Raw genomic sequence first — 25208 nt, 5'->3', positions numbered from 1 at the left:
TATCAGGTGAAAACAGTACGGACGAAGGTGATGACCGCTTCCGCGCCTTCGCGGAGGGTCGTGATGATGGAGTTGACGATTCCGGCGGACGCGACCGGCTGGGTGACCAAGAAGAAAACCAGCAACGCGGCCCCGGTCAAGACGAGAACCTTCTTGACGTCCACTGCGATCTACCCCGCTCCCTGACGCACCTTGGTCTGGCGCTGTTGAAAACCGTTGTACCGCACTCGGCTGACGCATGGGAGCCCAGTCCCCGGGATAGGTCAACGCGGACCGTCACCATCGGGATGCCACTACGCTGCGTACCCATGTCCTCTGGCGAATACCGGGTGATCCGCTGCGTCGGAGGGGTCGTCCGCGACGATTCCGGACGCGTTCTGCTCATTCGCCGCGCACATGAGCCTGGTTCCGGTTTGTGGTCACTACCAGGGGGAAAGGTCGAAAGCGGCGAGACCGACGCCGAAGCGCTTAGCAGAGAGTTGCGGGAAGAGACCGGCCTTTCCGCGACCGTTGGCGCATTCATCGGAGCGGTGGAGCGCCCTGCGCCCTCCGGGGTGTTCGACATCCACGACTACGCGTGCTCGGTGACAGGCGGTGAACTCAGGGCGGGCGACGACGCCACCGACGTCCGCTGGGTCGACCTTGCGACGTTCACCACAATGGAAAGATCCGGCCAGTTGGTGGACGAACTCGCCACCACTTTGCAGTCATGGGGACAGTTGCCGCGCTGAACGGAGTCGGCGCAGGTCAGGCCAGCCAGGTGAGGCGTTCCCCGTGCATCGCGGTGCGGCCGAGGACAGCGGTTTTCGGACGCCCCGACTCCCAGGTGGTGAGACCGAGGACCCCGAAGGCCGCGGCCCCCGGACCTGGGGTCAAGTCCCCCCGATCGGGCAGGATCAGAGAAAGCCCCGCCCGGTAGCCCTCGTGGCTGACCCACCAGGTGGGACGGCGCCCGGCCAGCTCGGCCAGCGCCGCGATGAACTCCCGGCGCCGCTGCTCGGCCAGGTACGGCAGGACGTTCGAGGTGAGCACGACCAGCGGCGCCGACTCGGGCACCCGCTCGGCGGCCGCGGCCAGGTCGTCCACGGCGTCGCCTGCCACCACCGGCGGCGGGTCCTTGCGCAGCAGGCCCACCGCGGTCGTCAGCAGCCGCTGCCGCTCCGGCTGGTCGGCCCACACGCACGCCTCCAGCCAGGCGACGGCGTCCTCGTCCTCCAGGTCGACGGGCGCGGAGTCCAGGCCGACGCGCGCGGCGAGGGCGAGCTTCTTGGGCAGCACCGGCACCGAGTCGCCCTCCAGCGCGCAGTGCAGGCCGACCGGGGTCTTGGCGGGCCCGGCGACGATCTGCCCGGACTGGCGGGTCTGGTAGCGGTAGGCGTAGCGGTCCAGGCCCAGCAGCAGGCCCGCGCTGCACCCGACCTCCAGCAGCCCGACCGAGCCCTTGGCCTGCTTGGCGGCCAGGGCCAGCGCCGGATAGACCAGCGCGGCCCTGCGCACCTCGTTGGTCTGCGTGGTCTTGGTCGCGACCAGCGTCCGCACCCGGTCGGCATGGTCGAGCACGAACGAGCGGAACAGCGGCCACGTTCCGCTGTCCAGGCCGTAGGTGCCGCCCATCGACGGGTAGTAATTGACCAGCTCGTGGAACGGGTTGGCCTGCAGCGCGCGGTGCGCGGCGGCCAGCAGCAGCGTGGGCCGGGCCTGCTCGGGCGGCGCGGCGCTCAGCAGCGCGGCGACCTCGGGGTCGTCGGCGGCCTGAGCGGCCAGGTGGGCGTAGAGAGGGGACTCACCGGCGGCCTCGGTGTCGGCGAAGGCGCGCAGCCGGGACCGGATCTCGTCGAGTTGTGCGGTCGCCACGCCCGGGAACGCTAGTCCACCGGGCGTGTCCGCGACCACCGGCCGGTCGTGGGCGGCCTAGCGGGGCTTGGGCTCGGGGCGGCCGGGCTGCTCGCCGCCGCGCGCCTCGCCGTAGGAGACCTTGGGGACCATGACCTTGCGGCGGTACACGCACACCACGGTGCCGTCCTGCTTGTAGCCGCGGGTCTCGACGTAGACCACGCCGCGGTCGTCTTTGGACTTCGACGGCGTCTTGTCCAGCACCTCGGACTCGCCGTAGATGGTGTCGCCGTGGAAGGTCGGCGCGACGTGGCGCAGGGACTCGACCTCCAGGTTGGCGATCGCCTTGCCGGAGACATCCGCCACCGACATGCCCAGCAGCAGCGAGTAGATGTAGTTGCCCACGACCACGTTCTTGCCGAAGTCGGTGGTGTTCTCGGCGTAGTGGGCGTCCAGGTGCAGCGGGTGGTGGTTCATCGTGAGCAGGCAGAACAGGTGGTCGTCGTACTCGGTCACCGTCTTGCCCGGCCAGTGCTTGTAGACCGCGCCGACCTCGAACTCCTCGTAGTAACGGCCGAACTGCACGTGGTCCTCCGCGGTGAATAGGGCTAAGTGACTGGCGAGTAGGTCACTTGTACGGGGCGGGTCGGCGGGCCGCAACAGGTCTGTGAGGGAGTGCACCAGGTTGCCGCGCAGCGCCCCCGCTGCTGCGGGTATCCTCGTGCGGGGCGATCGCCGCCGCCACCGGCCCGAGGAGGTGAGAACGCATGGGTGACAAGCCTGGTCATGAATCCGCGACCGGATGCAGTAGTCCCCGCGTCCTCACCGGGGAAGCCGCCAGCTAGGGGCTTCGCAGGAACCGGCCAGGACGCTCCGCCACCGGAGAGCGGCCCGCGCGCCCCTCCGGTCCCGTCGCGCTCTCGCGGCGTGATCCCTGGAGCACCGCGATGCCCTCCATCCCCTCGCTCGGCGGCCGCAAAGGCCGCAACAACCGGGTCGCCGACCAGGTCGTCCCGCCGCTGCCCGTGCCGCTCTCCGCCTACGTGGTCGACTGCGGCGTCTACGTCGACGGCACCCGCCTGCCCGGCCGCTGGAGTCACACCGACGCCGTGGCCGAGGTGCGCGGACGCGGGGAGGGGTTCGTCTGGATCGGCCTGCACGAGCCCGACGAGCGCCAGATCCAGGGCGTCGCCGAGACCTTCGGCCTGCACGAGCTGGCCGTCGAGGACGCCGTCCACGCCCACCAGCGGCCCAAGCTGGAGCGCTACGACGACAACCTGTTCATGGTGCTCAAGACGGTCCGCTACGTCGAGCACGAGTCGCCCACCACGGCCAACGAGATCGTGGAGTCCGGCGAGATCATGGTGTTCCTCGGCGAGGACTACGTCGTCACGGTCCGCCACGGCAAGCACTCCGGCCTGCACGGGCTGCGCGCCGAGCTGGAGCGCTCCCCCGAGCGCCTGGCCGCGGGCGGCCCCGCCGCGGTCCTGCACGCCATCGCCGACCAGGTGGTCGACAGCTACCTGGCGGTGACCGCGTCGTTCGAGACCGACATCGACGTCATCGAGCGGGCCGTGTTCGCCCCGCGCAGCCCGGTCAGCGCCGAGCAGATCTACCTGATGAAGCGTGAGATCCTGGAGCTGCGCCAAGCGGTCATGCCGCTGGCCAACCCGCTGCGGCGGCTGGCCGAGGGCTGCTCGGCGCTGATCCCCGACGACGTGCGCTCCTACTTCCGCGACGTCGACGACCACCTCACCACCGTCACCGAGCGCGTGGCCAGCTACGACGAGCTGCTGACCACCCTCGTCGACGCCACCCTGGCCAAGATCACCCTCCAGCAGAGCACCGACATGCGGAAGATAACGTCGTGGGCGGCGATCATCGCCGTCCCCACGATGGTGGTCGGCGTCTACGGCATGAACTTCGACAACATGCCCGAACTCAAATGGCGCTACGGCTACCCGATGGTGATGCTCGCGATCCTGCTCGTCTGCTTCGTGCTCTACCGCATATTCCGCAAGAACCGCTGGCTCTGACGCCGGCCCCGCCCTGTTCACGCACCCCTGTTGGGAGGTCTCCCCGTGGTCCGGTTGCTGTCCAATATCAAGTTCTGGCTGCTGGCCAGCGTCTTCACCTGGATCACGGTGGTGACGGTGCTGATCTCGCAGACGCCCTAGGGCCTAGCGCACCCGCTGGGCCAGCGCCCGCAGTTCGGCGCGCAGTTCGGCCTGCGACAACGGGTTGACGCTCATCCAGGCGTCGTCCTCGGCGACCGCGAGCCGGAAGCGCCCGCGCGGGGTGTCCAGCCAGCTCAGCTCCGGCCCGGAGCGCCGCCACTGGTCCTCGGTCTCGTCGCGCAGCGCCACCCCGGCCTGGCCGCTGCCCACCGACGGCGTCAGCGCGGCCACCATCCGGCTGGACACCCGGTCGCTGATGCCGCTGCGGCCCAGCAGCTCATCGATCTGGTCGGGAGACATCGGCACCGGGTCGCCGCCGTCGGCGGGCACGCGGGCGACCATCTCCTGGAAGGCGTTGAGCACCGCGCGCCGGGGCAGGGAGAACGGCGCGGTCAGCGGGGTCTCGGCCTGCGGCACCATGCGCGCCAGCCTGCTCACCGCGTCGTCCACAGTGGTCGGCAGCATGCGGACCATGCCGAACGGGTCGGCGGTGTCCTGGTGCACCAGCAGCGCGTCGTCGCGGGCGGTCAGCACCGCGACCGACCGCGTGCCGGACTCGGTGGCGACGACCATGTCCACCACACCGGTGCACGCGCGCAGCAGGTAGACGAACTCCTCGGCCACGTCCAGCGGGCCGCGCTCGTCGGCCAGGCCCCGGTCGCGCATCGCCTCGGCGGCCTCGCGGTAGAGCACGGCGCGCTCGACCTCGTCCTCGCCCGCCGCGGCGACATCGATCGGGAACGGGGCCTCGACCTCGGCGAAGGCGCAGAGCAGGTCGACCTCGACCGGGTGCAGAGCGGTGCCCGCGCCGCTGATCAGCTCCATCAGGTGTAGCGCAGGCTCTGCGCGCCGGTCTCGTCGCTGACCTGGTAGCCCTGCAGGGTCTTGCGCGCGCTGTCCAGGAACTCCTCCATCCGCAGGACGGCGGCGTCGAGCTGACCGCGCAGGCCGTACTCGCCGACGAGGCGGTCGGCGAACTTCTCGGCCATCTCGATCCCGACCGGGCTGGTGCCCAGCATCGCCTGCGCGCCGTTGGCCGACAGCGCCGCGACGTTGGCCTTCAGCTCGTCGAGGTCGCGGCTGACCTCTTCCAGCGCGGCGATGAACTCGGTCATCTGCTCGGGCTCGACGTGCCAGCCCGCCCCGGCGGCGTTGTCCACGTACATGGGGTAGCCCTTCCTCTACAGGCCGATGACCGGCGGCGCGGCCCGCAGGTCGTGCGGGGTGAACGGGTCTTCCTCGATCGGCACGCGGCGCTTGTGCTCGCCGTCCTCGTCCTTGCGCGCGCCCGCGGGAGCCGCACCAGCGCCCGCGCCCTGGCCGTAGCCCTGGCCGAACCCGGTGCCGCGGCCGAAGCGGCCCGTCGCCCCGCGCTGCTTGTCGCCGATCGCGCCACCGCGGCCGAGCCCGGCGCCCGCACCGGCGCCCATGCCCCGGCCCGCGCCGCCGCCCGCACCGAGCCCGGGCCTGCCCGCGCCCATCGCGCCGCGTCCCGCGCCCGCCCCCGCGCCGAAACCGCCCATGCCCCGGCCCATGCCCGCGCCGGGCATGCCGCCGAAACCCACCGGACCGCCGCCGATACCGGGTCCGCCCGCACCGGGGATTCCCGCGCCCGCGCCGGGCCCGAGGCCCGTCATGCCCTGCCAGCGTCGCTCCCAGCCGCTCTCGAAGCCGGGCGCGAGGCTGGGCGTGGTGCCCATGTCGGGGGTGGGCATCGGTGGCGGCACCCGCGGTCCGCCGATCAGCTCGGGCGGCAGCGACCCGCTGGGCGGGGGCGTGCCCTGCCCGGGGGTGATGCCCGGCGGGCGCGGGTTGCCCGGCGTGCCGCCGGGGTTGATGCCGTCGGCCGGGTCGCCGAACTGCGGGGTGACGCCGTCGACGCCGAGCAGCGCCGTCTCGTAGCGCCGCATGGTCTGCACGGCCTTGCGCTTCATCTTCTTCTTGTTGCTGCCGAAGCCGAACGCGCTGGCGATCCCGCCGATCGCGGCCCCGAACGCCGCGCCGATGGGTCCGCCGATGGCCATGCCCACCGCGGCGCCGCCGCCGATGTTGCCCGCCCACGGCGAGCTGGGCGAGCCGCCGGGCATCGTGCTCTGCGCCGAGCGCAGCGCGCCGCCCGCGTCCTGGATCGGCCGGGCCATGTCGACGGCGACCTCGCCGGTCTCGGCCAGCCAGGTGACGTTGCGCTGCACGGAGTTCTGCGCGGTGTCGGCCGACGCGCCCGACCAGAACTGCATCAGCCGCCGCATCGACTGTTCGAGCTCCTGGGCGCTGCGGGTGATGTTCTGCCCGTTCTGCACCCAGACGTCGGCGAGGGCGTCGAGCTGGTGGGAGTTGGCGTTCATGCCCACCATGCGCTGCAGCGACTTGAGGCTGAACCCGTCCCAGTTCACCCCGCCGGTGACCCACTGGTCGTTGTCCCTGCGCTTGGCCCGCCGGTCCCGCTCAGCCGCCTGCCGCGCGGCCGCGGCCCGCTCAGCGGAAGCGCGGAAGCGCTGAACCAGCTCCTCGACGTTGCCGATCATGCCCGGCCCCCTCGACCCTCGTTTCCGACTGTCACGGTAGCGGATGCCCCCGACGTCCTGAACGCGTTCACGTTCACCAGAGCTGTCCCGCCGGCGAACAGCTTCCCCATCCCGCGGCTGCCCGCCGCGGCCGATCCCGCGCTCACCACAGCTGCCCCGCCATCGCGCGCACCTCGGCGCGCAGCTCGTCGGGGCCGATCGGGTTCACGCTCATCCACTCGCCGGTGCCGAGGCGGAACCGGCCGCGCGCGGAGTCCAACCAGCGCAGTTCCTCCCCGCCGCGCACCCACCCGGTCCCCCGGCGCACGGCGGCGCCGGTCTGGCCGTTGCCGAGCACGGGCTGCAGGTGGCTCACCATGCGGCGGGCGGTCTGGTCGTCGATGCCGTGCGCCGCGCGCAGACGGTCCAGGTCATCCGGTCCGAGCGTTCCGGGCGAGGACACGATCGCCTGGTGCAGCCGGTCGAGCGCCGAACGGGCCACGCTGAACGGCGCCGCCCTCGGCGCCGGGTGATCCGGCACCAGCCGCAGGAGACCGTCGACGGCGTCGCGGACCCCCAGGCCCAGCAGCCGCACAGCCCCGTTGGTCCGGTCCATGTCCTGCTCAACGAGCACCGCGCTGTCCCGGTGCGCCAGCACCACGGCCCCCGAGGCCTTCCCCCGCCGGGTGACGACCAGGTCGAGCGCGCCCCCACCCTGCCGCAGCAGGTGCACGAAGTCGGCCGCCACCCCCAGCGGCCCCCCGTGCCCGGCCAGCCCCCGGCTCTGCAACCGGGCCCTGGCCTGCCCGAACCCAGCCCGCCGCTCCTCCTCGGTCGCCCCCCGCGACCGGATGCGCACCGGGAACGGCGCCCCCACCCCCGCGAACGCGCAGAGCAGGTCGACCTCCTCGGGGTGCAGCACGGCGGCCCGCGCACTCTGCATGGACGTCATCAGCCGCCCTGACCAGCCCGCTTCACCGCGTCCTCAGCCACGGCGTCCGACTCCTCGTAGGCGTCCCGCACCGACTCGGCGCTGTTGATGAACTCGTCCATCCGCCGCACCGCCTCAGCCAGCAACGGCCGCAGACCGGCATCGCTGTTCAGCCGGTCGTCGAACTTCCTGGCCAGCTGCTGCCCAACAGGACTGGTCCCCAACTTGGGCGTGTAGGCGTCCCCCTGCATCTGACTCACCAACGACTGCACCGCCGCCAGCCCGGTCCGCGCAGCGGTCACCGCGACGGAGAACTCCTGCAACTGCTCCAGATCGACGTCCCACCGCCCCCGCGACTCCCCGCCCGCCGCCTTCTCCGGCACCGGCTGCCCGTGCGCGGGAAGCGTGATCGGCTGGCCCGCTCCAGGCGCGGGAAGCGTCGTCGGCTGCCCCTCACCGGGCGCGGGAAGCGTCGTCGGCTGGCCCGCTCCGGGCGCGGGAAGCGTGGTCGGCTGTCCGTCCCCCTGCCCACCACCCTGGTCGGACCCGGCACCCTGCCCGGGCCCACCACCTTGGACAGGCCCACCGATCTGACCGTCACCAGGCCCCACCGGGTCGGCAGGTCCACCGGCAGGCACCTCACCACCCGGAGGAACAGAGCCCTCCCCGTCGGGGGCATCGGGGACCGGCTCACCGTCACCGGGAGCGACAGCCCCCGGCCCCGAGTCCGCCGGCGAGCCGCTCCCACCCTCCCCGCTCGGCGGCACGACTCCCCCGGATTCACCGGTTCCCGGCGTTCCCGGCGCTTCCGCACCTGGACCGCTGCCCGGGCCCGCGTGGCCCGCTCCCGGGCCTGCGGGCGCGTCCGGCGGGACAGCTCCAGCAGGCTGCCCCGGCTCCCGACCAGGGCCGTGCGGAGGCCCGGCGTCGGCAGGCCCCCCGTTGACCGGCGGATTCAATGTCTCCCCGATCGACGGCGGCCCCCCAGCCACCGGCTGTCCCACCACCGGCTGCCCTACCACCGGCCCGGCTTCAACACCCGCAGGCGCACCAGCCCCGGGATAGGTCGCCGCCCCTGCGGGCGAGGTCGCCCCGCCCGCACCAGGCGCCCCCGGGAAGAACGGCGCACCAGACGGCGCGGTAGGCACCCCCACACCCGGCCCACCGGCGACCGGCGGCCCACCCACCACACCAGGACCCGCGACTCCAGCAGACCCACCCGCCCCGCCAAACGGCTGCCCCACGGCCCCAGCAGGACCGACCGCCCCGTTGAACGCCTGCCCCGCCACCGGGGCAGGCCCACCTGCCCCGCCAAACGGCTGTCCCGCCACAGCGGCTGGCCCGCCGGGCCCGCCGAAGGGCTGTCCCGCGGGCACGGTCGGACCGCCTGGTCCGGTGAAGGGCTGCCCCGTGGCCGCCGCTGGGCCCATCGGTGTGCCGAAGCGCTGGTCCGGGAACGGTGGAGCAGGAACCGCCGAGCCCGGCCCGGACGCCGGGACCGTCCCCGGGAATGGCGGGGTGGGCACCGCGGCGGCCTGGTCCGGGAAGGGCGGGGTCACCCCGGTCGGCGACGTGGGCGCCTGGTCCGTGCCCAGGTCAGGGCGGGGGAAGGCGTGCGTGCCGAAGGGGGCGGCCTGCTCGGGGGTGGGCCAGCCGGGGTCGGTGGGGTGGTTCTGGTCTGGCATCTGCTGGTTCTCCTCAGAGCCCGATCACCGGCGGTGATGCCTTTTGGTCGTTCGCGAACGGGTTCTCGGCGTCGAACGGGTAGCGCCTGCGGTGTTCGCCGGAGTCGCCGCCCGCACCCGCGCCCGCACCCATGCCGCCGCCCATGGGCATGCCGCCCATGCCGGTTCCCGCGCCCGCGCCGCCTGCGACCGGGCCGCCCGCCGCGGCGGCCGGGCGGTTGCCCGGGTTGAACGTCTCGGTGAGGCCGACGCCGGGGCCAGGGGCGACCGGACGCGCGCCTGAGCCCGGGCCGCTCTCGGTGAGGCCGGTGGCGCCCGAACCAGGAAAGCCGCCCGCGCCTCCGCCGGGCATGCCTCGGGCCGCCAGACCGTCGGCGCCCGCGGAAGCAGAAGCACCAGCCCCGCCGGTCGATGACGCGCTGGTGCCGCTGCCTCCGGTGAGGTCGTCCCAGCGTTCGGTGTCGGTGGGGGTGCGGGTGTTCGGCGGGGTGGTGGTGCCCGGGACCCGGTCGATGGGGGTCGGGGGCGTGGTCCCGTCGGGGGGCGACGGCTCGGAGAAGGCGGGGGTGGCCTGGTCGATGCCGATGGCCGCGCCCTCGAAGCGGCGCATCGCCTCGACGGCGACCGCCTTCAGCTCGGCCTGCTGCTGCTCGGCGGCGAACGCGCTCTCGGCGCCCGTCGCGGTCCCGGAGATGGCCGCGGCCAGCGGGCCACCGGTCCGCAGCGCCGTGTCGGCGCCCTCGACCGAGCGCGCGGGCGGGATCAGCGCGGGCGGCGGCAGCACGGGCATCGCGTCCTGGGCCGCCTTGAGCGCCCCCGCGGCCTCTTGGATCGGGACACCGATCTGGTGGGCGGTCTCCCCCAGGTCACCGAGCCATTTCGCGTTCGCCGACACGTCCCGGCGCGCCTGCTCGGCGGCATGGCCGGACCAGAACTCCATCAGCTGCGCGAGCGCGGTCTCCAACACGGCGGCCGCGTCGCTGACCTCGCTGCCCGCTTGCCGCCAGTCGTCGGCCAGCTGCTCCAACTGGGGCGGACTGGCGTTGTCGGCCACCATCGCGATCAGCGCTTCGAGCGTGTACGACTCCCAGTTCACCCCGCCGACGACATATCGGTCCCCGCTACCGGCGCCCATCGCCCGAACTCCCCTCATGGCGGCAGACGATCGCTCTTCAACGATCACGCTAGTCGCTACGACGTCCCCACGGCACCCAATCGTTCCCTAGACCTCCGACGTTGCACCCTCCGCACGAACGCACCTCCCCGACCAGCCCCTCAAGCCCGCCACCGCCCGTTCGGAACCGTTCGGGCCATCGTCGGAGCCACCGCCCGAGCCTCCCCGCCCGGAGCCCGCCACCGGAACCTCTCCGCTCGCCCAGGGCCCCCCTCCCCCACCCTCCTCCACCTCTCAGCCGATCGGACGCGGACCGGCGGTGCTCGACGTAGGCTCAAGCTGTGCCCAAGGTGCTCACCGTCTCCGACGAGGTCGTCGACCGGCTGTGGAGCGACCAGGTGCGCCGCCACCGCGTCGACCTGGTGCTCGCGGCGGGCGATCTGCCGTTCGAGTACCTGGAGTTCCTGATCGACGCGCTCGACCGGCCGTGCGTGTTCGTGCCCGGCAACCACGACATGGACCTGTCCGGGTACGACCGGTCCGGTCACGGCCTCTGGACGCGCGACGGCCTGCCCGCCGCGTGGCCGGGGCCCGCCGGCGCGGTCAACGCCGACGGACGGGTCGCCGACGTCGCCGGGCTGCGGATCGCCGGACTCGGCGGGTCGATCCGCTACAACAGCGGGCCCAACCAGTGGACCGACCGGCAGATGGCCCGGCGCTCGCGCGCGCTGCGCCGCCGCGCGGCGGTCCGCAGGCTGCGCGACGGCCGCGGCGTCGACGTGCTGCTCACCCACGCCCCGCCGCGCGGCGTCGGCGACCGGGAAGACCCGCCGCACCGCGGCTTCACCAGCCTGCACACGACCGTCCGCAAGTTGCGGCCCCGGTATCTCGTGCACGGCCACATCCACCCGCACGGCGAACCCGTACCCGATCGCAACCTGGGCGACACCCAGGTCATCAACACTGTCGGCTACCGAATCCTGGACATCCCGGAGGCACCCCGTGCCACGTGACACCGGTTTCCCCCAAGCCGACGCCGAGAACGACTTCCTGCGCATGCGCCGGAGCCAGATGCTCTCCCGGCTCGGCGCGTGGCTGCGCCGCGAACCCGACGACGTCAGCATCATGCTGCCGTTCGACGAAGTCGTGGCCGCCCTCGGCCGCACCGGCGAGCGCAGGCTCGGCCTGCAGGTCATCTCCCTGGACTCGATCGTGGGCAGCGTCGACCGCACCCGCGACTTCGACCGGCGGTTCCGGCCCACCTCGGCGCGCGCCCGCGGCCGCTGGGAGCGGCTGGCGCTGGCACAGCGCCGAGGCGAGGCCTTCCCGCCCATCGAGGTCTACCGCGTCGGCGACATGCACTTCGTCATCGACGGGCACCACCGCGTGTCAGTGGCGCACGCGATGAACCTGCGCACGATCGACGCCTATGTCACCGAGATCGTCACCCGCCTCTCCGCCGGGGGCATCCACCACCGCGGCGATCTCACCGTCAAGGACTACCGGCGCCTCTTCCTCGAACGCGTCCCGCTCACCGGCTCCGCCCGCGCGGCGATCCGGCTCACCGACGCCTGGGAGTACTCCGAGCTGAGCGAGGCCGTCGAGGCTTGGGGCTTCCGGCTCATGCAGGACGAGCACACCTTCCTCGACCGGGCGACCGTGGCAAGCCGGTGGTACGCCGAGGAGTTCGTCCCCGTGGTCACCATGGTCCGCCAGGCGGGGATGATCAACACCCAGACCGAGGCCGAGGCCTACCTCTGGGTCATCGCCGAGCGCTACCGGCTGATCCGCGCGCACCGCTGGGACGACGAGGTCATCACCGCGATCCGCGAACAGCCGAGGCTCCCCCGCCGCATGGGCCTCTAACTCGACCAGATCTGCACCCCTCTGACCACGAACGGCGCGCACGGCACGTACACCCCGCGCCCCGGGTAGGTGTCGAACTCGCCCTCGGTCGAGCACTCCTGGCTCTGGTACACCGTGACCGGCTGGCGCAGCAGGTTGGCGAACGAGCGCGCCTCCACCCCGATCGGCACGCACTCGCCCGGGTTGGTGTCCGAGAGGGTCAGCTTGACCAACTGCCCTCGGTAGGACGTGCCCGACCACAGACACACTTCCCCCGCGTCGCACCCCACCGACGCGGAGGCGGGCACCACGAGGAACGCGAGCCCGAACACCGACAGCACAGCCACAACAACAGCGCGCACAACATCTCCCTGGGTTCGGGACGCCCCGCGGATCGGGGCGTCACCGACTCCAGGTTGCCGCAGCCGGGAGATCAGCCGCGGAAGTTGTCCACAGGGTCGCTCACTCCGAATAGGTGAAGTTGCGGCCCGTCTTCGGGTCGAACAGGTGGATCTTGTCGGTGTCGAACCAGATCCGCGCGTCCGAACCCTCCTTGGCCTGCGACGACGCCGACAGTCGGGTCACAATCTGCGTGCCGTCGTCGGTCATTTCCGCGGAGCCCAGGTCCGCAGCCAGCTCGTCCAGCTCCGAGGAGGTCGCGGTCTCCCCCTCGACGGTGAAGTAGGCGAACTTGTCCGACCCCATGGACTCCAGCACGTCCACCGAGGACTCGAACGTCGCCCCGCCGCCGACCGCCGAATCGTCCAGCAGCGCCGCATCCTCGAAGTGCTCCGGCCGCAATCCCATGATCACCTCGCGGGAGCCGCCGCTGTCCTCCATCAGGGTGCGGATGCGGTCGGTCAGCCGGAAGTGACCCAGCGGGCTCGCCACCTCGTTGTTCTCCAGCCGCGCGGGCACGAAGTTCATCGACGGCGACCCGATGAACCCCGCCACGAACAGGTTCACCGGCTGCTCGTAGAGGAACTGCGGCGACCCGATCTGCTGCACGAGGCCGCCGCGCATCACCACGACCCGGTCGCCGAGGGTCATCGCCTCGGTCTGGTCGTGGGTGACGTACACCGTCGTCGTGCCCAGCTTCTTCTGGATCTTCGACACCGACGTGCGCATCTGCACGCGCAGCTTCGCGTCGAGGTTGGACAGCGGCTCGTCCATGAGGAACGCCTTCGGGTTGCGCACGATCGCGCGCCCCATCGCCACCCGCTGCCGCTGCCCGCCGGAGAGGTTCGACGGCCGCCGGTCCAGGTGCTGGGTCAGGTCGAGGATGCGCGCGGCCTCGTCGACCTTGGCCCGCACCGTCTTGTCCTCGACCTTGGCCAGCCGCAGCGGGAACGCCATGTTCTCGCGCACGGTCATGTGCGGGTAGAGCGCGTAGGACTGGAACACCATCGCGATGTCGCGGTCCTTCGGGGCCTTGTCGTTGACCCGCTCGCCGTCGATGCGCAGCTCGCCGGAGGTGATGTCCTCCAGCCCGGCGATCATGTTGAGCGTGGTCGACTTCCCGCAGCCGGACGGGCCGACCAGGATGATGAACTCGCCGTCGGCGATCGTGATGTCGACATCGGACACCGCCACCGCGCCGTCCGGGTACCGCTTGCCGACCTTGTCCAGGATGATCTCAGCCATAACCCTCAGCCCTTCACGGCGCCGGACGTCAGCCCCGCGACGATGCGGCGCTGGAAGAACAACACGAAGATGATGATCGGGATGGTGATCACCACAGCGGCCGCGCAGATCGTCCCGGTCGGGTCCTCGAACTGCGAGGAACCGGTGAAGAACGACAGCGCGGCGGGCACGGTCCGCGACGCCTCGGTCGAGGTGAGCGAGATCGCGAACAGGAAGTCGTTCCAGCAGAAGATGAACACCAGGATCGCCGTGGTGAACACCCCGGGCGCCGCCAGCGGGGCGATGACCCGCCGGAAGGCCTGCGCGGGCGTCGCGCCGTCCATCTTCGCCGCCTTCTCCAGCTCCCAGGGGATCTCCCGGAAGAACGCCGAGAGGGTGTAGATCGCCAGCGGCAGCGCGAAGGTGATGTACGGCAGGATCAGGCCCGGCCAAGTGTCGAAGAGACCGAGCGAGCGCTCCATCTCGAACAGCGGCGACACCAGCGACACCTGCGGGAACATCGCGATCAGCAGGGAGACCCCGACGAGCGCGCGCTTGCCGGGGAAGTCCAGCCGGGCGATGGCGTAGGCGGCCATCGTGCCGAGCACGACCGCGATCACCGTGGAGATGAGCGCGATGCCGATCGAGTTGAACAGCGCCCGCAGGAACTCCGTCGTGCTGAAGATGTCGGCGTAGTTCTGCAGGGTCCACGAGCGCGGGATGAAGTTCCCGTCGGTGATCGTGTCCTTGGTCTTGAACGACAGCGACACGATCCACAGGACGGGGACCAGCGCGTAGACGACGACAACGACGTTGAGCAGCGACCAGCGGGCCTTGGCCCCGGCCGTGATGGCGGCCATCAGCGCTTACCCCCTGGTTCACTGCCGGGCGCCGATGTCCCGAACACCTTGATGAACAGGAACGCGATCAGCGCGACGGCGAGGAAGATGAGCACCGACATCGTCGAGCCGATGCCGAGGTTCAACCCCTTGATGAGGTTGTTGTAGGTCTGCATGGACACCGATCCGGTCTCCTGCGCGCCGTTGGTCAGCACGAAGATGTTGTCGAAGATGCGGAAGGCGTCCAGCGTGCGGAACAGCAGCGCGACCAGGATCGCGGGCTTCATCACCGGCAGCATCACCTTGGTGAAGCGCTGCCAGGCGCTGGCCCCGTCCATCGACGCCGCCTTCAGCAGGTCCTCTGGCACCAGTGCCAGGCCCGCCATCAGCAGCAGCGCCATGAACGGCACGGTCTTCCAGACCTCGGCGATGATGATGATGGTCAGCGCGGGAGCCCGCTCTGTCAGCAGCGCCGAGTCCGACGCCACGAGCTGCGCGAGGTAGCCGGTGTCCTGCGTCCAGGCGTAGCGCCAGGAGAACGCCGCCACGACGGTGACGATGCCGTACGGGATCAGCGCGACCGTGCGCACCAGCCCCCTGGCCACCAGCGTCCTGTGCATGATCAGCGCGAGCGCCATGCCGAGCACCAGTTCGATGGCCACCGAGATGACGGTGAGCAGCGTCGTCACCCCGAACGCCGTCCACCAGTAGGAGTTGCTCAGCACCGTCACATAGTTCTCGAACCCGATGAACTCGGTCTGGTCCGGGAACCGCAGGTCGTAGCGCTGCAACGACAGCCAGATCGAGTACACGATCGGGTAGCCGGTCACGGCGACCATGACGAACGCGGCGGGCGCGCACAGCATCCAGCCGAGCTTGCGCTCGGCCCGCTTGCCCTCGCTCAGCGCCACCTTCTGGCTGTGTTTGCCCCCCGGCCTGGCCGGTGCCGCTGTGCTCACGGCAGCACTCCCTTCGAGTCGAGGGCGTCCTGCACCTCGGTGCGCAGCCGCTCGGCGGTGCGCTGCGGATCGATGGCGCCGGGCGGGGAGAGGATGGTGGAGATCAGCGTCGAGACGTTCTGGTAGGCCGGGGTCAGCGGCCGCACGGCGGCCTTCTTCAGCTCGGCGAGGATCGCGTCGCGCATCGGGTAGGGCTCGGCCATCTCCGGGTCGCTGTAGACCGACTCGATGGTCGGCGGCACCCCGGAGTTGATCGCCGAGAACTTCTGGCTGTCGGCGCTGCGCAGGCACTTCACCGCCTCGATCGCCTCGGCCTTGTGCTGGGAGTAGGCGCTCACGGCCAGGTTGAACCCGCCGATGGTGGCGGTCCCGGAGTTCGCCGCGTCGACGGCCGGGTACGGGGCCCAGCGCAGCTCGCGCGCCAGCTCCGGGTTGCCCTCGGTCATCGCCGCGTAGACAAACGGCCAGTTGAGCTGGAAGGCGGCCTCGCCGTTCTGGAAGGCCAGCCGGATGTCGTCCTCGCGCTGGTTGGACAGCGACGGGCTCGCCGCCGGGGACGCCGCCAGGTCGCGCAGCGCCCGCAGCGCGGTGACCGCGCCCTCGTCGAAGATCGCGGTCTTGCTGTCCTCGGAGAGGATCTTGCCGCCCGCGCCGGCGACCAGCTGCGTGAACTGCACGACCAGACCCTCGTACTGGGCGCCGGTCATCAGGACGGTGCTGGGCTTGTTCTCCGAGCGCAGCCGCTCGGACATCTCCAGCATCTCCGACCACGACTTCGGCGGCTCGGGGGTCAGGTCCTGGCGGTACCAGAGCAGCTGGACGTTGGTGTTCTTCGGCGCCGCGTAGAGCTTGTCCTCCCAGCGGGCGGTCTCCAGTGGACCTTCGAGGGTGCCCTGCTCGACCTCGGCCTTGTCGGCGCCGGTCCACTCCTCGATCCAGCCCGCCTCGGCGAACTCGGCGACCCAGGTGACGTCGAGGCCGAGGACGTCCATGTCGGTGTCGCCCGCGGCGAGCCTGCGGACCATCTGCTCGCGCTGGCCGTCGGCCTCGCGCGGGAGGATGTTGAGGGCGATCTGGTAGCGGCCGCCCGCCTCCTCGGTGCACTTGGCGACGACCTGGTCGAAGTTCTCCTCGGTGGAGTAGTACACATTGATCGTCATCGGGCCCTCGTCGGACCCGCACGCGGCCGTGCCCGCCAACACCGCGGCGGCGAGCACCGCGGGGAGGCGACGGCGGCCGGGGGGATGCTTCATCGCCCTGCCTCCTTCCGACGGACACGTCGGAAGGCGCTGCACCTCGACGTGCCGCCGGTGCACCCGGGACTCGCGCGCACCGGTCCACCGAACCTAGAACCGGTGATCACCTGCCGCAATTCGGCAGGGCGCGCTGGGCCGGATGGGCTAGCCGGGCCGGATGGCTAGCTGGGGCGCATGGCGAGCTTGGCAAGCAGGTCGCGTCCGCGCTCGGCGTTGCGCGGCTGGGCGAGCACGTCGTAGCGGCCCGCGACGAGCTGGGTGGCCGAGGCGATGTTGCGGCTGCGGGTGCTGGCGTAGCCGACCGCGGCGAACACCAGGCCGAACACGACACCCGCGCTCAGTCCGACCAGGATCGGCGCGAACGACGCCTGCTGGGTGCTGAACAGCCCGAGCAGCAGTCCCACGAACAGGCCGAACCACGCCCCGGACAGCGCGCCGGTGCCCAGCACCTTCGGCCAGCTCAGCTTGCCGATGACCCGCTCGACCAGCATCACGTCGACACCGACGATGGTCACTTCTTCGACCGGGAACTCGCTGGTCGCGAGGTGCTCGACCGCCCGGTGCGCTTCTTGGTAGGTCGAATAGGACCCGATGGGCCATCCGGTGGGCGGCGTCGGGACCTTGGGAAGACCCTGGTTGCGGCCAGAGCCGGAGAACGCACCGGTCATACCCCCATACTGCCAATTCGGCACGACCGGTGCGAACCCGACATGCGCTAGCGAGCAGCGCGTCGTGGCGTGCGCGGTCGCGCCGACGTGCCAGGTTGGGCACGACGCCCGGCCTGAAACTGTCAGCGGTGTCGAGCCACCGTCGCCCACCTGCACCTCCACCTGGCGCAGGCGGGGTCGGCGATGGTGCCGCCGACGGCGATCGGGATGCCCGCCACCGCCCGGTGCCTCCAGGCAGAGGCTCGTCCACCCGGTTGAGCAGGGTGAAGTCGGGGTTGGGCACGGCGACGACGACCGGGTCCGGCTCGGCCGGCACCGCGCCGAGGCGCGCTCGGGCCTTGCTCACGCAGGCCCGCGCGCTGACCTCCGCGCCGCCCACAGCTCCCCATTCGGTGGTGACCGCGGGGGCCGGGGTGCCGCCTACCGGGACCGGTACTCGCGCAGGAGGCCTCGCGAGATGATCGTCTTCTGGATCTCGCTGGTGCCCTCGCCGATGAGCAGGAACGGGGCCTCGCGCATGAGGCGCTCGATTTCGTACTCCTTGGAGTAGCCGTAGCCGCCGTGGATGCGGAAGGACTCCTGGGTGACCTCGGCGCAGTACTCCGAGGCGATCAGCTTGGCCATTCCCGCCTCGACGTCGTTGCGCTGGCCGGAGTCCTTGAGCCGGGCCGCGTTGACCATCATCAGGTGCGCGGCCTCGACCTTGGTGGCCATCTCGGCGAGCTTGAAGGCGATGGCCTGGTGCTCGGCGATCGCCTTGCCGAAGGACTTGCGCTGCTGGGCGTACTCCACGGCCAGCTCGAAGGCCCGGATCGCGATGCCGCACGCGCGCGCGGCCACGTTGACCCTGCCGACCTCGACGCCGTCCATCATGTGCGAGAAGCCCTTGCCCGTGGCCTCGCCGAGGACCTTGTCCGCGCCGACGCGGAAGCCGTCGAAGACCGCCTCGGTGGTGTCGACGCCCTTGTAGCCCATCTTGTCGATCTTGCCGGGGATGGTCAGGCCCGGGGCGACCTCGCCGAAGCCCTCCGGCTTGTCGATGAGGAAGGCGGTCAGGTTCTGGTGCGCCTTCTCCGCGCCCTCGTCGGTCTTGACCAGCAGCGCGATCAGGTTGGACGAGCCGCCATTGGTCAGCCACATCTTGGCGCCGTCGATGACGTAGTCATCGCCGTCGCGCTTGGCCCTGGTCTTGATGGCCGCGACGTCGGAGCCCAGGTCCGGCTCGGACATGGAGAAGGAGCCGCGGATCTCGCCGGCGGCCATCTTCGGCAGGTAGTGCGCCTTCTGCGCCTCGCTGCCGTGCTGCTTGAGCATGTGGGCGACGATGAAGTGGGTGTTGATGACCCCGGACACGCTCATCCAGCCGCGCGCGATCTGCTCGACCACCAGCGCGTAGGTCAGCAGCGACTCGCCGAGGCCGCCGTACTCCTCCGGGATGGTCAGGCCGAAGAGGCCCATCTCCTTCATGCCCGCCACGATGTCGGCCGGGTACTCGTCGGCGTGCTCCAGCGCCTGCGCGTGCGGGATGATCTCCTTGTCCACGAAGTCCTTGACCGTGGACAGGATCTCCTGCTGGACGTCGGTGAGACCGGCGGTCTGAGCGAGGCGGGCCATGCGTTCTCCCTACGGGACGGGCCAGGGTTACCGGTGAGTATCGCGCGGTTAACGCTCGTTCGCGCTACCGAAGTGGGACGTGCCACTCCGTTCTGAACCGGTACCCCAACGCCGAAGCGGCGGCCCGGGTGTCCGGACCGCCGCTTCAGCAAGACTCTGGGTGACTCTGGGTGTCGCGATCAGCTCGCGCGCAGTTCCAGCCGGTGGCCGCAGTCGCGGCAGTCCTCGGCCAAGACGTAGACGTCGGCTCCGCAGCCACGGCAGTCGCGGAAGCTGCGGGACATCAGGTCGTCACTACGGCGGCGGCCGGCGAACAGGGACCGAAGACTTCGGCCCTCCGAGTCGTTGAGGCGGTGTCTACCCATGCCCGTATTCACTCCGATGGGCAGGACCAGATCAAGCCGCGACCGTGATCTGTGCGTTATCTCACGGCAACCTCTGACTCCCTGTCACGTCCCTGACCTGCTGCGTCATCTTCCGATGACAATCCGGACATAGTCACGGACCGGTGACGGGCGAGCCGATTGGCCCGTTCCTGCGCGCCGACCAGGTCGTCCGGCAGCGAATCCGGCACCTCGGTGTCGAAGCGCCGCAGCGTCCTGATCGCCCAGCCACCCGCGGTGACCAGCACCAGCAGCGCCCCGAACACCAGGTAGGCGAAGCCGATGCCGCGCCCCTCCCCGGTGCCGATCACCGCGCCGACCGAGTCCGCCAGCGCCCCGCCCGGGGCCAGCAGCGGCTCGAACACCGACGAGGCCAGCGGCGCGAGCAGCGCGAACCCGATGGGCAGCGTCGACCACGACAGCGTCTGGTTGATCGCGAACACCCGCCCGTGGAAGCGCTGGGGCACCTTGACCTGCACGATCGTGGAGTAGACGCCCTGCGCGAGCGCCATGGACATGGCCAGGAGGAACACCCCGACGCCGACGGCGACCACCGACGGGTGCACGCCGATGGCCATGCAGCCCACCGCGGTGCCCAGGTTGAAGCACAGCACGCCGATCATCCGGCGCTTGCGCGGCCCGCCCCACACCGCCATCGCCAAGCCGCCGACGAGCGCACCCACGGCCTCGGCCAGCGCGATCGCGGCCACGTCGCCGATGCCGCCGAAGGCGAGCACCAGCGGGGTCAGCAGCACCAGCGCCGGGGCCAGGAACACGTTGCCGAGGGCGAAGTACCCGAGCATGAGCCGGAACCCGCGGTGGCGCCACGAGTAGCGCAGCCCGTTGAGGATGGCCGTGCCCAGCGGCTCGCGCGGGCGCCAGCCCAGCAGGTCGGGGAACTTGACGAACAGCAGTGTGATGATCGCGAGGAGGTAGCCGCCGACGTCGATGAGCACGATGCCGCGCAGCCCGATCTGGGCGAGCAGGCCCGCGGCCAGCAGCGGCATCAGCAGCAGCGCGAACCCGCTGGAGAGCTGGGCGATGCCCATGGCGTGCCCGAGGTAGCGCTTGGGCACCAGCTGCGGCACCGACGACTGGAACGCCAGCCGTTGGAAGGACGCCGCGACCTGGCTCAGCGACACCAGCACGTAGATGTGCCAGAGCGCGATGCTCTCCGTCCACAGCAGCGCGGCCAGTGCCAGCTGGACGACCCCGGAGGCGCAGCTGGCCACCATCATCACCCTGCGCCGGTCCACCCGGTCGATCACGCCGCCCGCGATCGGCAGCATGACCACCCCGCACAGCAGCGCCAGCGCCCACAGCAGACCGAGGTCGGTGACCGACCCGGTGCGCGTGTACAGCCAGATCGGCAGGGCGAACGCCGTCAGCGCCGCGCCCGTGGTGGCGATCAGCTGGCCGAGCGCGACGGCGAGGAAGCGGCCCATGCTCGGGACGACCGTCGAGGGCGCGCGGGTGCCGACCTTCTGCCAGTCCCGCAGGTCCCACGGCGCTTCCTCGGGCCGATTGCTCAGCTCCTCGGTGTCCTCGGCGGCGATCGCCCGGTGGGTGCGGGAGACGATCTCGGCGAGTTCGTCGGCGCGGTACTTGAGGAAGAAGTGACCGGCCTCGTCCAGCACCACCAGGCCGAGGGTGTCGGAGAGGAACTGCCACTCGACGTAGCGCTCGGCATAGTAGTCGGTCACCGGGTCCTGGGACCCGACGACGGAGATGACCGGGGCGCGCAGCTTCTCGGCCCGCTTGTCGAGCAGCTCGGTGAAGTAGTCCTCGGCCGCGCGCGAGTCCGCCCGCATGTTGCTGATGATGCGGTCGGCCTGCTCGGGGTCGATCTCGTCGGTGTCGACGCCCATCGACTTGAGCCAGCTCGCGTAGTGGCGGTTGGACTTGAGCTTCTCGACCTTGGTCCGGGCGGCGGCGAAGGGTCCCTTCGGCCGGGCGAAGGGGAACATCGCGCCGATGTAGACGGCGTCGACCTCCCGGCCCGCCACCTCCAGCTTGCGGGCGACCTCGGCGGTGATCGCACTGCCGACGCCGCAGTGCCCGTAGAGGGCGAGCGGGCCGGTGACGCGCTCGCGGACCTCCTCGGCGATGCGCGTGGTCAGCTCGTCAAAGGGCAGCGCTGCCTCGTCCAAGCCGACGTCGTGGCCGGGGATGGCCACGCTGAACAGGGCGTGCCCGTCCGGCAGGGCGTCGGCCAGCGGCTGGTAGACGATGGCGCTGCCGCCGCCGTAGGGCACGCAGACGTAGGTCAGCTCGGCGGGCTTGCCCGGCTTGGTCAGCTCGTAGAGCAGGCCCCGCTGGCCGGTGTCCTCGGCGGCCATGAACTCGGCGAGCGCGCGGATCGTGCGGTGGGTGAACAGGTCCATCACGCCGACCGGGCGGGCGTCCGGGATCTTCCTGATCTTGGCGACGACCTGGGTGGCGAGCAGCGAGTGCCCGCCGATGTCGAAGAAGTCGTCGTCGATGCCGACCGCGGGCAGGGTCAGCACCTCGGTCCAGATGGCGGCCAGCGCGCGCTCGGTGTCGGTGCGCGGTGCGACCAGCTCGCCGCTGCGGGTGATCTGCGGGGCGGGCAGCGCCTTGCGGTCGAGCTTGCCGTTGGGGGTCAGCGGCAGCGCGTCGAGGTCCACCAGCGCGGTCGGCACCATGTACTCGGGCAGGCGCCGCTTCAGCTCCGCCTTCACCGCGGCGTGGTCGACCCCGCCGACCAGGTAGCCGGTGAGCCGCTGGTCGCCGGGGGTGTCCTGGCGGACGATGACGGCCGCGTCGGCCACCCCGGGCAGGTCCCGCAGCGCGGACTCGATCTCGCCCAGCTCGATGCGCAGGCCCCGCAGCTTGACCTGGTGGTCGAGGCGGCCGAGGAACTCCACCGTGCCGTCGCGGCGCCAGCGGGCGAGGTCGCCGGTGGCGTAGCGGCGGGCGCCGGGCTCGCGCGGGTCGGGCACGAACTTCTCCGCCGTCAGCGCGGGCCGGTTGTGGTAGCCGCGCGCCACGCCGACCCCGCCGATGTGCAGCTCGCCCGCGACACCGATCGGGGTCTCGACGCCGTGCCGGTCGAGGATGTCGACCCGCAGGTTGGCGATCGGCGCGCCGATCGGCACCGAGGAGAGGCTGCCGAGGTCGGCGCAGTGCCAGGCGGTGACGTCGATCGCGGCCTCGGTCGGGCCGTACAGGTTGTGCAGCTCGGTGCCGGGGAAGCGGACGGTGAACTCGCGCGCGGTGGCTGCGGGCAGTTCCTCGCCGCTGCAGATCACCCGGCGCAGCCCCGGGCAGTCGGCGTTCTCGCTCAGGAACACCCCGAGCATCGACGGCACGAAGTGTGCTGTGGTGACGCCCTCGTCGTTGATGAGGTCGCGCAGGTAGGCGGCGTCCTTGTGACCGCCGGGCTTGGCGAGCACCAGCCGGGCGCCGGTCTGCAGCGGCCAGAAGAACTCCCAGACGGAGACGTCGAAGCCGAACGGCGTCTTCTGCAACACCGTGTCGGTGTCGTCGATGCCGTAGGCGCGCTGCATCCAGTCCAGGCGGTTGACGATGCCGCGGTGGGTGTTGGGCACGCCCTTGGGCCTGCCCGTCGACCCCGAGGTGTAGATGACGTACGCCGCGTTGCCGTGGGCGGCCAGCGCGGGCGGGTTGTGCGTCGGGCCGTCGGCGAAGTCGTCCTCCAGCACCAGGACGGTGCCCGCGGCGGCCTTGCCTGCGCAGTCCCTGGTGACCAGCAGCACCGGAGCTTCGGCGTCGGCGACCATGAACGCCAGCCTGTCCGCCGGGTACTCCGGGTCCAGCGGCAGGTAGGCGGCGCCTGCCTTGAGCACGCCGAGGAGCGCGGCGGGCAGGTCGGCGCAGCGGTTGGCGCACACCGCGACCAGCGTCTCCGGGCCCACCCCCTCGGCGATGAGGCGGTGGGCGATCCGGTTGGCGCGGGCGTTGAGCTGCGCGTAGGTCAGCGTCGTGGTGGCGAAGGTGACGGCCGGGGCGTCCGGCGTCCGCTCGACCTGGGCCTCGACCAGCGCGTGCAGCGTGGCGTCCGGGAACGGCGCCGCGGTGGCGTTGGCCTGCTCCGGAAGCGCGCGGTCGGCGGCGGCGCGGATGTCCACACGCGACACCGGGATCGCCGGGTCGGCGGCGAGCGCCTCGACCAGGGCGGTCCAGCGCTCGGCGATCAGCTCGACGGTGGCGCGGTCGAACAGGTCGGTGTTGTAGACGAGCTTGCCCCACAGGCCGGTCTCGACCTCGACGGCGTGCAGCTCGAAGTCGAACCGGGTGGCGCGCAGCTCCATCGGCGTCCACTCGAAGGTCACCGCGTCGGCGGCGGTGTCCTCGGCGAAGCGGCCCATCTCGTAGTTCTGGAGCACGAACATGCTCTGGAACACCGGCGAGCGGCTGACGTCGCGCGGCACGCCGAGGTCCTGCACCACCTTGGCGAAGGGCACGTCGGCGTGCTCGAAGGCGTCGAGCACGCCGCGCTTGGTGCGGTCGAGGAGCTCGGCGAAGGTGGGGTCGTCGGCGAGGTCGGCCCGCATGGGCAGCATGTTGATGAACATGCCGACGACGTCTTCGAGCTCCGGGGCCGACCGGCCCGCCGAGGAGACGCCGACGGCGAAGTCGTCCTGGCCGCTGTGGCGCGACAGCAGCACCTGGTAGGCGGCGAGCAGGACCATGAACAGGGTGCCGCTGTGCCCGGCTGCCAGCGCGCGCAGCCGCTCGGCGGTGGCCATCGGCACGGTGAACTCGACGAAGTCGCCGCGGTAGGTCTGCGTCGCGGGCCGGGAGTGGTCGGTGGGCAGTTCGAGGGGCTCGATCCCGGCGAGGCGCTCGCGCCAGTAGGCGAGGTGCTCGTCGGCGGGGCGCCCGGCCTCCCAGTGCGCGAAGTCGCCGTACTGGACGGGCAGCTCGGGCATCGGCCTGCCGTGGTAGGCGGCGATGAGGTCGCGCAGCAGGACGTCGACCGACCAGCCGTCGCCGACGATGTGGTGCTGCGTCAGCAGCAGGATGTGGTCCTCTTCGGACAGCTGGATGAGCAGCGCGCGCAGCAGCGGACCGCCCGCGAGGTCGAAGGGCTCCAGCACGACCGCGTCGACCAGCGTCTGCGCCGCGACGGCGTCGGTGGCGCTCGCGTGGTGCAGCGGCACGTCGACTTGGTCCTCGACCACCGCCAGCGGCCTGCCGTCGGCGTCGGCGGGGAACCGGGTGCGCAGCGCCTCGTGCCGCTCGGTCAGGGCCGCTAGCGCGGCGCGCAGCGCCGCCTCGTCCAGCGGTCCGCGCACCCGCAGCGGCGCGGCGATGTGGTAGGCGGCCTCTCCGGGCGCGATCTGGTCCATGAACCAGACCCGCTCCTGCGCGAAGGACAGCGGCGGCGCTATCCCCTCCGGCCGGGGCGGGATCACCGCGCGTGGTGCGGCCGCCCGCTCGCGCAGGCGCTTGGCCAGCAGCGCGGCGGCGGCCGCGCCGCGACCGCTCTCCGTGGCCTGCTCGGCGGGGAGTTCCGGGGAGGCGCCCGCCCGCGCCGCCGGGCTGTGGGTGGGGGCGCCGCGGTTCGCGCGGCCGATCCGGGCAGGCGGCGCTCCGGGATCGACGGTCACCGCGCTGGCGAGCACGACGGCCCCGGCCGTCGCGACGCCGTCGCCGACGATCTGCTCCAGCGCCGCTGTCTGCCTCGGTGTGGCGGGATCGGCGCCGGTGCCACGGTCAGGCGCCTGCGGGACTGCGGTCATGCCGGGAACTCCTCGTGCGCGAGCCGCCGCGTCCCCAGGTCGTGGGGA

21 protein-coding genes are annotated in these 25208 nt (G+C 71.6%); 4 read left to right on the top strand and 17 right to left on the bottom strand.

Annotated features, from left to right (window positions below; genetic code table 11):
- Positions 1 to 2: 2 nt before the first annotated feature.
- A complete protein-coding gene (locus ACFPM7_RS09725) occupies positions 3 to 164 on the bottom strand; it encodes a hypothetical protein (protein WP_378246132.1) in 162 nt (53 codons plus the stop codon).
- A gap of 144 nt (positions 165 to 308) precedes the next feature.
- On the opposite strand from ACFPM7_RS09725, the gene ACFPM7_RS09720 reads away from it, so the two are divergent.
- Complete coding sequence (locus ACFPM7_RS09720) at positions 309 to 731, top strand: NUDIX hydrolase (protein WP_378246130.1); 423 nt, start codon at positions 309 to 311, stop codon at positions 729 to 731.
- Between the two features lie 16 nt (positions 732 to 747).
- Here the strand turns inward: ACFPM7_RS09720 and ACFPM7_RS09715 are convergent, their stop codons facing one another.
- The gene (locus ACFPM7_RS09715) at positions 748 to 1854 is read right to left on the bottom strand and encodes a DUF2332 domain-containing protein (RefSeq protein WP_378246128.1); all 1107 of its coding nucleotides are present in this window, start codon (positions 1852 to 1854) and stop codon (positions 748 to 750) included.
- Positions 1855 to 1911: 57 nt separating this feature from the next.
- Positions 1912 to 2418: a MaoC family dehydratase gene (locus ACFPM7_RS09710; RefSeq protein ID WP_378246126.1), complete on the bottom strand. Its 507-nt coding sequence runs from the start codon at positions 2416 to 2418 to the stop codon at positions 1912 to 1914.
- A gap of 362 nt (positions 2419 to 2780) precedes the next feature.
- Here ACFPM7_RS09710 and ACFPM7_RS09705 point away from each other — a divergent pair, with 362 nt between their 5' ends.
- Positions 2781 to 3869 (top strand): magnesium and cobalt transport protein CorA, encoded by a 1089-nt coding sequence (locus tag ACFPM7_RS09705; RefSeq protein ID WP_378246124.1) that lies wholly within the window; start codon positions 2781 to 2783, stop codon positions 3867 to 3869.
- 144 nt (positions 3870 to 4013) lie between these two features.
- Here ACFPM7_RS09705 and ACFPM7_RS09700 read toward each other — a convergent pair whose 3' ends face one another.
- From ACFPM7_RS09700 to ACFPM7_RS09675, 6 genes are all read right to left on the bottom strand, one after another.
- A complete protein-coding gene (locus tag ACFPM7_RS09700; protein WP_378246122.1) occupies positions 4014 to 4835 on the bottom strand; it encodes an ESX secretion-associated protein EspG in 822 nt (273 codons plus the stop codon).
- The gene (locus ACFPM7_RS09695; RefSeq protein ID WP_378246121.1) at positions 4835 to 5176 is read right to left on the bottom strand and encodes a hypothetical protein; all 342 of its coding nucleotides are present in this window, start codon (positions 5174 to 5176) and stop codon (positions 4835 to 4837) included. The genes ACFPM7_RS09700 and ACFPM7_RS09695 overlap by 1 nt, the downstream gene beginning before the upstream one ends.
- 15 nt (positions 5177 to 5191) lie before the next feature.
- Positions 5192 to 6535, bottom strand: coding sequence for a WXG100 family type VII secretion target (locus tag ACFPM7_RS09690; protein WP_378246119.1), 1344 nt, complete (start codon positions 6533 to 6535; stop codon positions 5192 to 5194).
- Between the two features lie 142 nt (positions 6536 to 6677).
- Complete coding sequence (locus ACFPM7_RS09685; protein ID WP_378246117.1) at positions 6678 to 7466, bottom strand: ESX secretion-associated protein EspG; 789 nt, start codon at positions 7464 to 7466, stop codon at positions 6678 to 6680.
- Positions 7466 to 7828 (bottom strand): hypothetical protein, encoded by a 363-nt coding sequence (locus ACFPM7_RS09680; RefSeq protein ID WP_378246115.1) that lies wholly within the window; start codon positions 7826 to 7828, stop codon positions 7466 to 7468. Before ACFPM7_RS09680 ends, ACFPM7_RS09685 begins: the two co-directional genes overlap by 1 nt.
- Positions 7829 to 9143: 1315 nt before the next feature.
- A complete protein-coding gene (locus ACFPM7_RS09675) occupies positions 9144 to 10265 on the bottom strand; it encodes a WXG100 family type VII secretion target (RefSeq protein ID WP_378246113.1) in 1122 nt (373 codons plus the stop codon).
- Between the two features lie 320 nt (positions 10266 to 10585).
- On the opposite strand from ACFPM7_RS09675, the gene ACFPM7_RS09670 reads away from it, so the two are divergent.
- The gene (locus tag ACFPM7_RS09670; RefSeq protein ID WP_378246111.1) at positions 10586 to 11257 is read left to right on the top strand and encodes a metallophosphoesterase family protein; all 672 of its coding nucleotides are present in this window, start codon (positions 10586 to 10588) and stop codon (positions 11255 to 11257) included.
- A gap of 43 nt (positions 11258 to 11300) precedes the next feature.
- Positions 11301 to 12110, top strand: coding sequence for a chromosome partitioning protein ParB (locus ACFPM7_RS09665; RefSeq protein ID WP_378246351.1), 810 nt, complete (start codon positions 11301 to 11303; stop codon positions 12108 to 12110).
- On the opposite strand, the gene ACFPM7_RS09660 is transcribed toward ACFPM7_RS09665, so the two are convergent.
- From ACFPM7_RS09660 to ACFPM7_RS09625, 8 genes are all read right to left on the bottom strand, one after another.
- Complete coding sequence (locus tag ACFPM7_RS09660) at positions 12107 to 12451, bottom strand: peptidase inhibitor family I36 protein (protein ID WP_378246109.1); 345 nt, start codon at positions 12449 to 12451, stop codon at positions 12107 to 12109. The two genes, ACFPM7_RS09665 and ACFPM7_RS09660, sit on opposite strands and share 4 nt — an antisense overlap.
- A 100-nt stretch (positions 12452 to 12551) precedes the next feature.
- Positions 12552 to 13733, bottom strand: a complete 1182-nt coding sequence (locus ACFPM7_RS09655) for an ABC transporter ATP-binding protein (protein ID WP_378246107.1) — start codon at positions 13731 to 13733, stop codon at positions 12552 to 12554.
- 5 nt (positions 13734 to 13738) lie between these two features.
- Complete coding sequence (locus ACFPM7_RS09650) at positions 13739 to 14572, bottom strand: carbohydrate ABC transporter permease (RefSeq protein ID WP_378246105.1); 834 nt, start codon at positions 14570 to 14572, stop codon at positions 13739 to 13741.
- A complete protein-coding gene (locus tag ACFPM7_RS09645; RefSeq protein ID WP_378246103.1) occupies positions 14572 to 15510 on the bottom strand; it encodes a carbohydrate ABC transporter permease in 939 nt (312 codons plus the stop codon). Before ACFPM7_RS09645 ends, ACFPM7_RS09650 begins: the two co-directional genes overlap by 1 nt.
- Positions 15507 to 16763, bottom strand: coding sequence for an ABC transporter substrate-binding protein (locus ACFPM7_RS09640; protein WP_378246101.1), 1257 nt, complete (start codon positions 16761 to 16763; stop codon positions 15507 to 15509). Before ACFPM7_RS09640 ends, ACFPM7_RS09645 begins: the two co-directional genes overlap by 4 nt.
- A 164-nt stretch (positions 16764 to 16927) precedes the next feature.
- Positions 16928 to 17434: a YflT domain-containing protein gene (locus tag ACFPM7_RS09635; protein ID WP_378246099.1), complete on the bottom strand. Its 507-nt coding sequence runs from the start codon at positions 17432 to 17434 to the stop codon at positions 16928 to 16930.
- Positions 17435 to 17854: 420 nt separating this feature from the next.
- Entirely contained in the window at positions 17855 to 19048 is a 1194-nt protein-coding gene (locus ACFPM7_RS09630; RefSeq protein ID WP_378246097.1) for an acyl-CoA dehydrogenase family protein, read from the bottom strand.
- A 421-nt stretch (positions 19049 to 19469) separates the two neighbouring features.
- Entirely contained in the window at positions 19470 to 25160 is a 5691-nt protein-coding gene (locus ACFPM7_RS09625) for an amino acid adenylation domain-containing protein (protein WP_378246095.1), read from the bottom strand.
- Between the last annotated feature and the right edge of the window lie 48 nt (positions 25161 to 25208).

It is taken from the genome of Actinokineospora guangxiensis, assembly GCF_042657845.1.
Classification (GTDB): domain Bacteria; phylum Actinomycetota; class Actinomycetes; order Mycobacteriales; family Pseudonocardiaceae; genus Actinokineospora; species Actinokineospora guangxiensis.
The sequence above is the reverse complement of the archived record's forward strand: the minus strand, read 5'-3'. Positions and strand labels throughout refer to the sequence as shown.

What these genes read in the sequence shown, in the direction of transcription:
- ACFPM7_RS09650 (WP_378246105.1), bottom strand. Translation starts at nt 14,572, where the DNA reads ATGGCCGCCATCACGGCCGGGGCCAAGGCCCGCTGGTCGCTGCTCAAC.
- ACFPM7_RS09700 (WP_378246122.1), bottom strand. Translation starts at nt 4,835, where the DNA reads ATGGAGCTGATCAGCGGCGCGGGCACCGCTCTGCACCCGGTCGAGGTC.
- ACFPM7_RS09665 (WP_378246351.1), top strand. Translation starts at nt 11,301, where the DNA reads ATGCGCCGGAGCCAGATGCTCTCCCGGCTCGGCGCGTGGCTGCGCCGC.
- ACFPM7_RS09655 (WP_378246107.1), bottom strand. Translation starts at nt 13,733, where the DNA reads ATGGCTGAGATCATCCTGGACAAGGTCGGCAAGCGGTACCCGGACGGC.
- ACFPM7_RS09675 (WP_378246113.1), bottom strand. Translation starts at nt 10,265, where the DNA reads ATGGGCGCCGGTAGCGGGGACCGATATGTCGTCGGCGGGGTGAACTGG.
- ACFPM7_RS09720 (WP_378246130.1), top strand. Translation starts at nt 309, where the DNA reads ATGTCCTCTGGCGAATACCGGGTGATCCGCTGCGTCGGAGGGGTCGTC.
- ACFPM7_RS09685 (WP_378246117.1), bottom strand. Translation starts at nt 7,466, where the DNA reads ATGACGTCCATGCAGAGTGCGCGGGCCGCCGTGCTGCACCCCGAGGAG.
- ACFPM7_RS09630 (WP_378246097.1), bottom strand. Translation starts at nt 19,048, where the DNA reads ATGGCCCGCCTCGCTCAGACCGCCGGTCTCACCGACGTCCAGCAGGAG.
- ACFPM7_RS09625 (WP_378246095.1), bottom strand. Translation starts at nt 25,160, where the DNA reads ATGACCGCAGTCCCGCAGGCGCCTGACCGTGGCACCGGCGCCGATCCC.
- ACFPM7_RS09640 (WP_378246101.1), bottom strand. Translation starts at nt 16,763, where the DNA reads ATGAAGCATCCCCCCGGCCGCCGTCGCCTCCCCGCGGTGCTCGCCGCC.
- ACFPM7_RS09695 (WP_378246121.1), bottom strand. Translation starts at nt 5,176, where the DNA reads ATGTACGTGGACAACGCCGCCGGGGCGGGCTGGCACGTCGAGCCCGAG.
- ACFPM7_RS09635 (WP_378246099.1), bottom strand. Translation starts at nt 17,434, where the DNA reads ATGACCGGTGCGTTCTCCGGCTCTGGCCGCAACCAGGGTCTTCCCAAG.
- ACFPM7_RS09705 (WP_378246124.1), top strand. Translation starts at nt 2,781, where the DNA reads ATGCCCTCCATCCCCTCGCTCGGCGGCCGCAAAGGCCGCAACAACCGG.
- ACFPM7_RS09690 (WP_378246119.1), bottom strand. Translation starts at nt 6,535, where the DNA reads ATGATCGGCAACGTCGAGGAGCTGGTTCAGCGCTTCCGCGCTTCCGCT.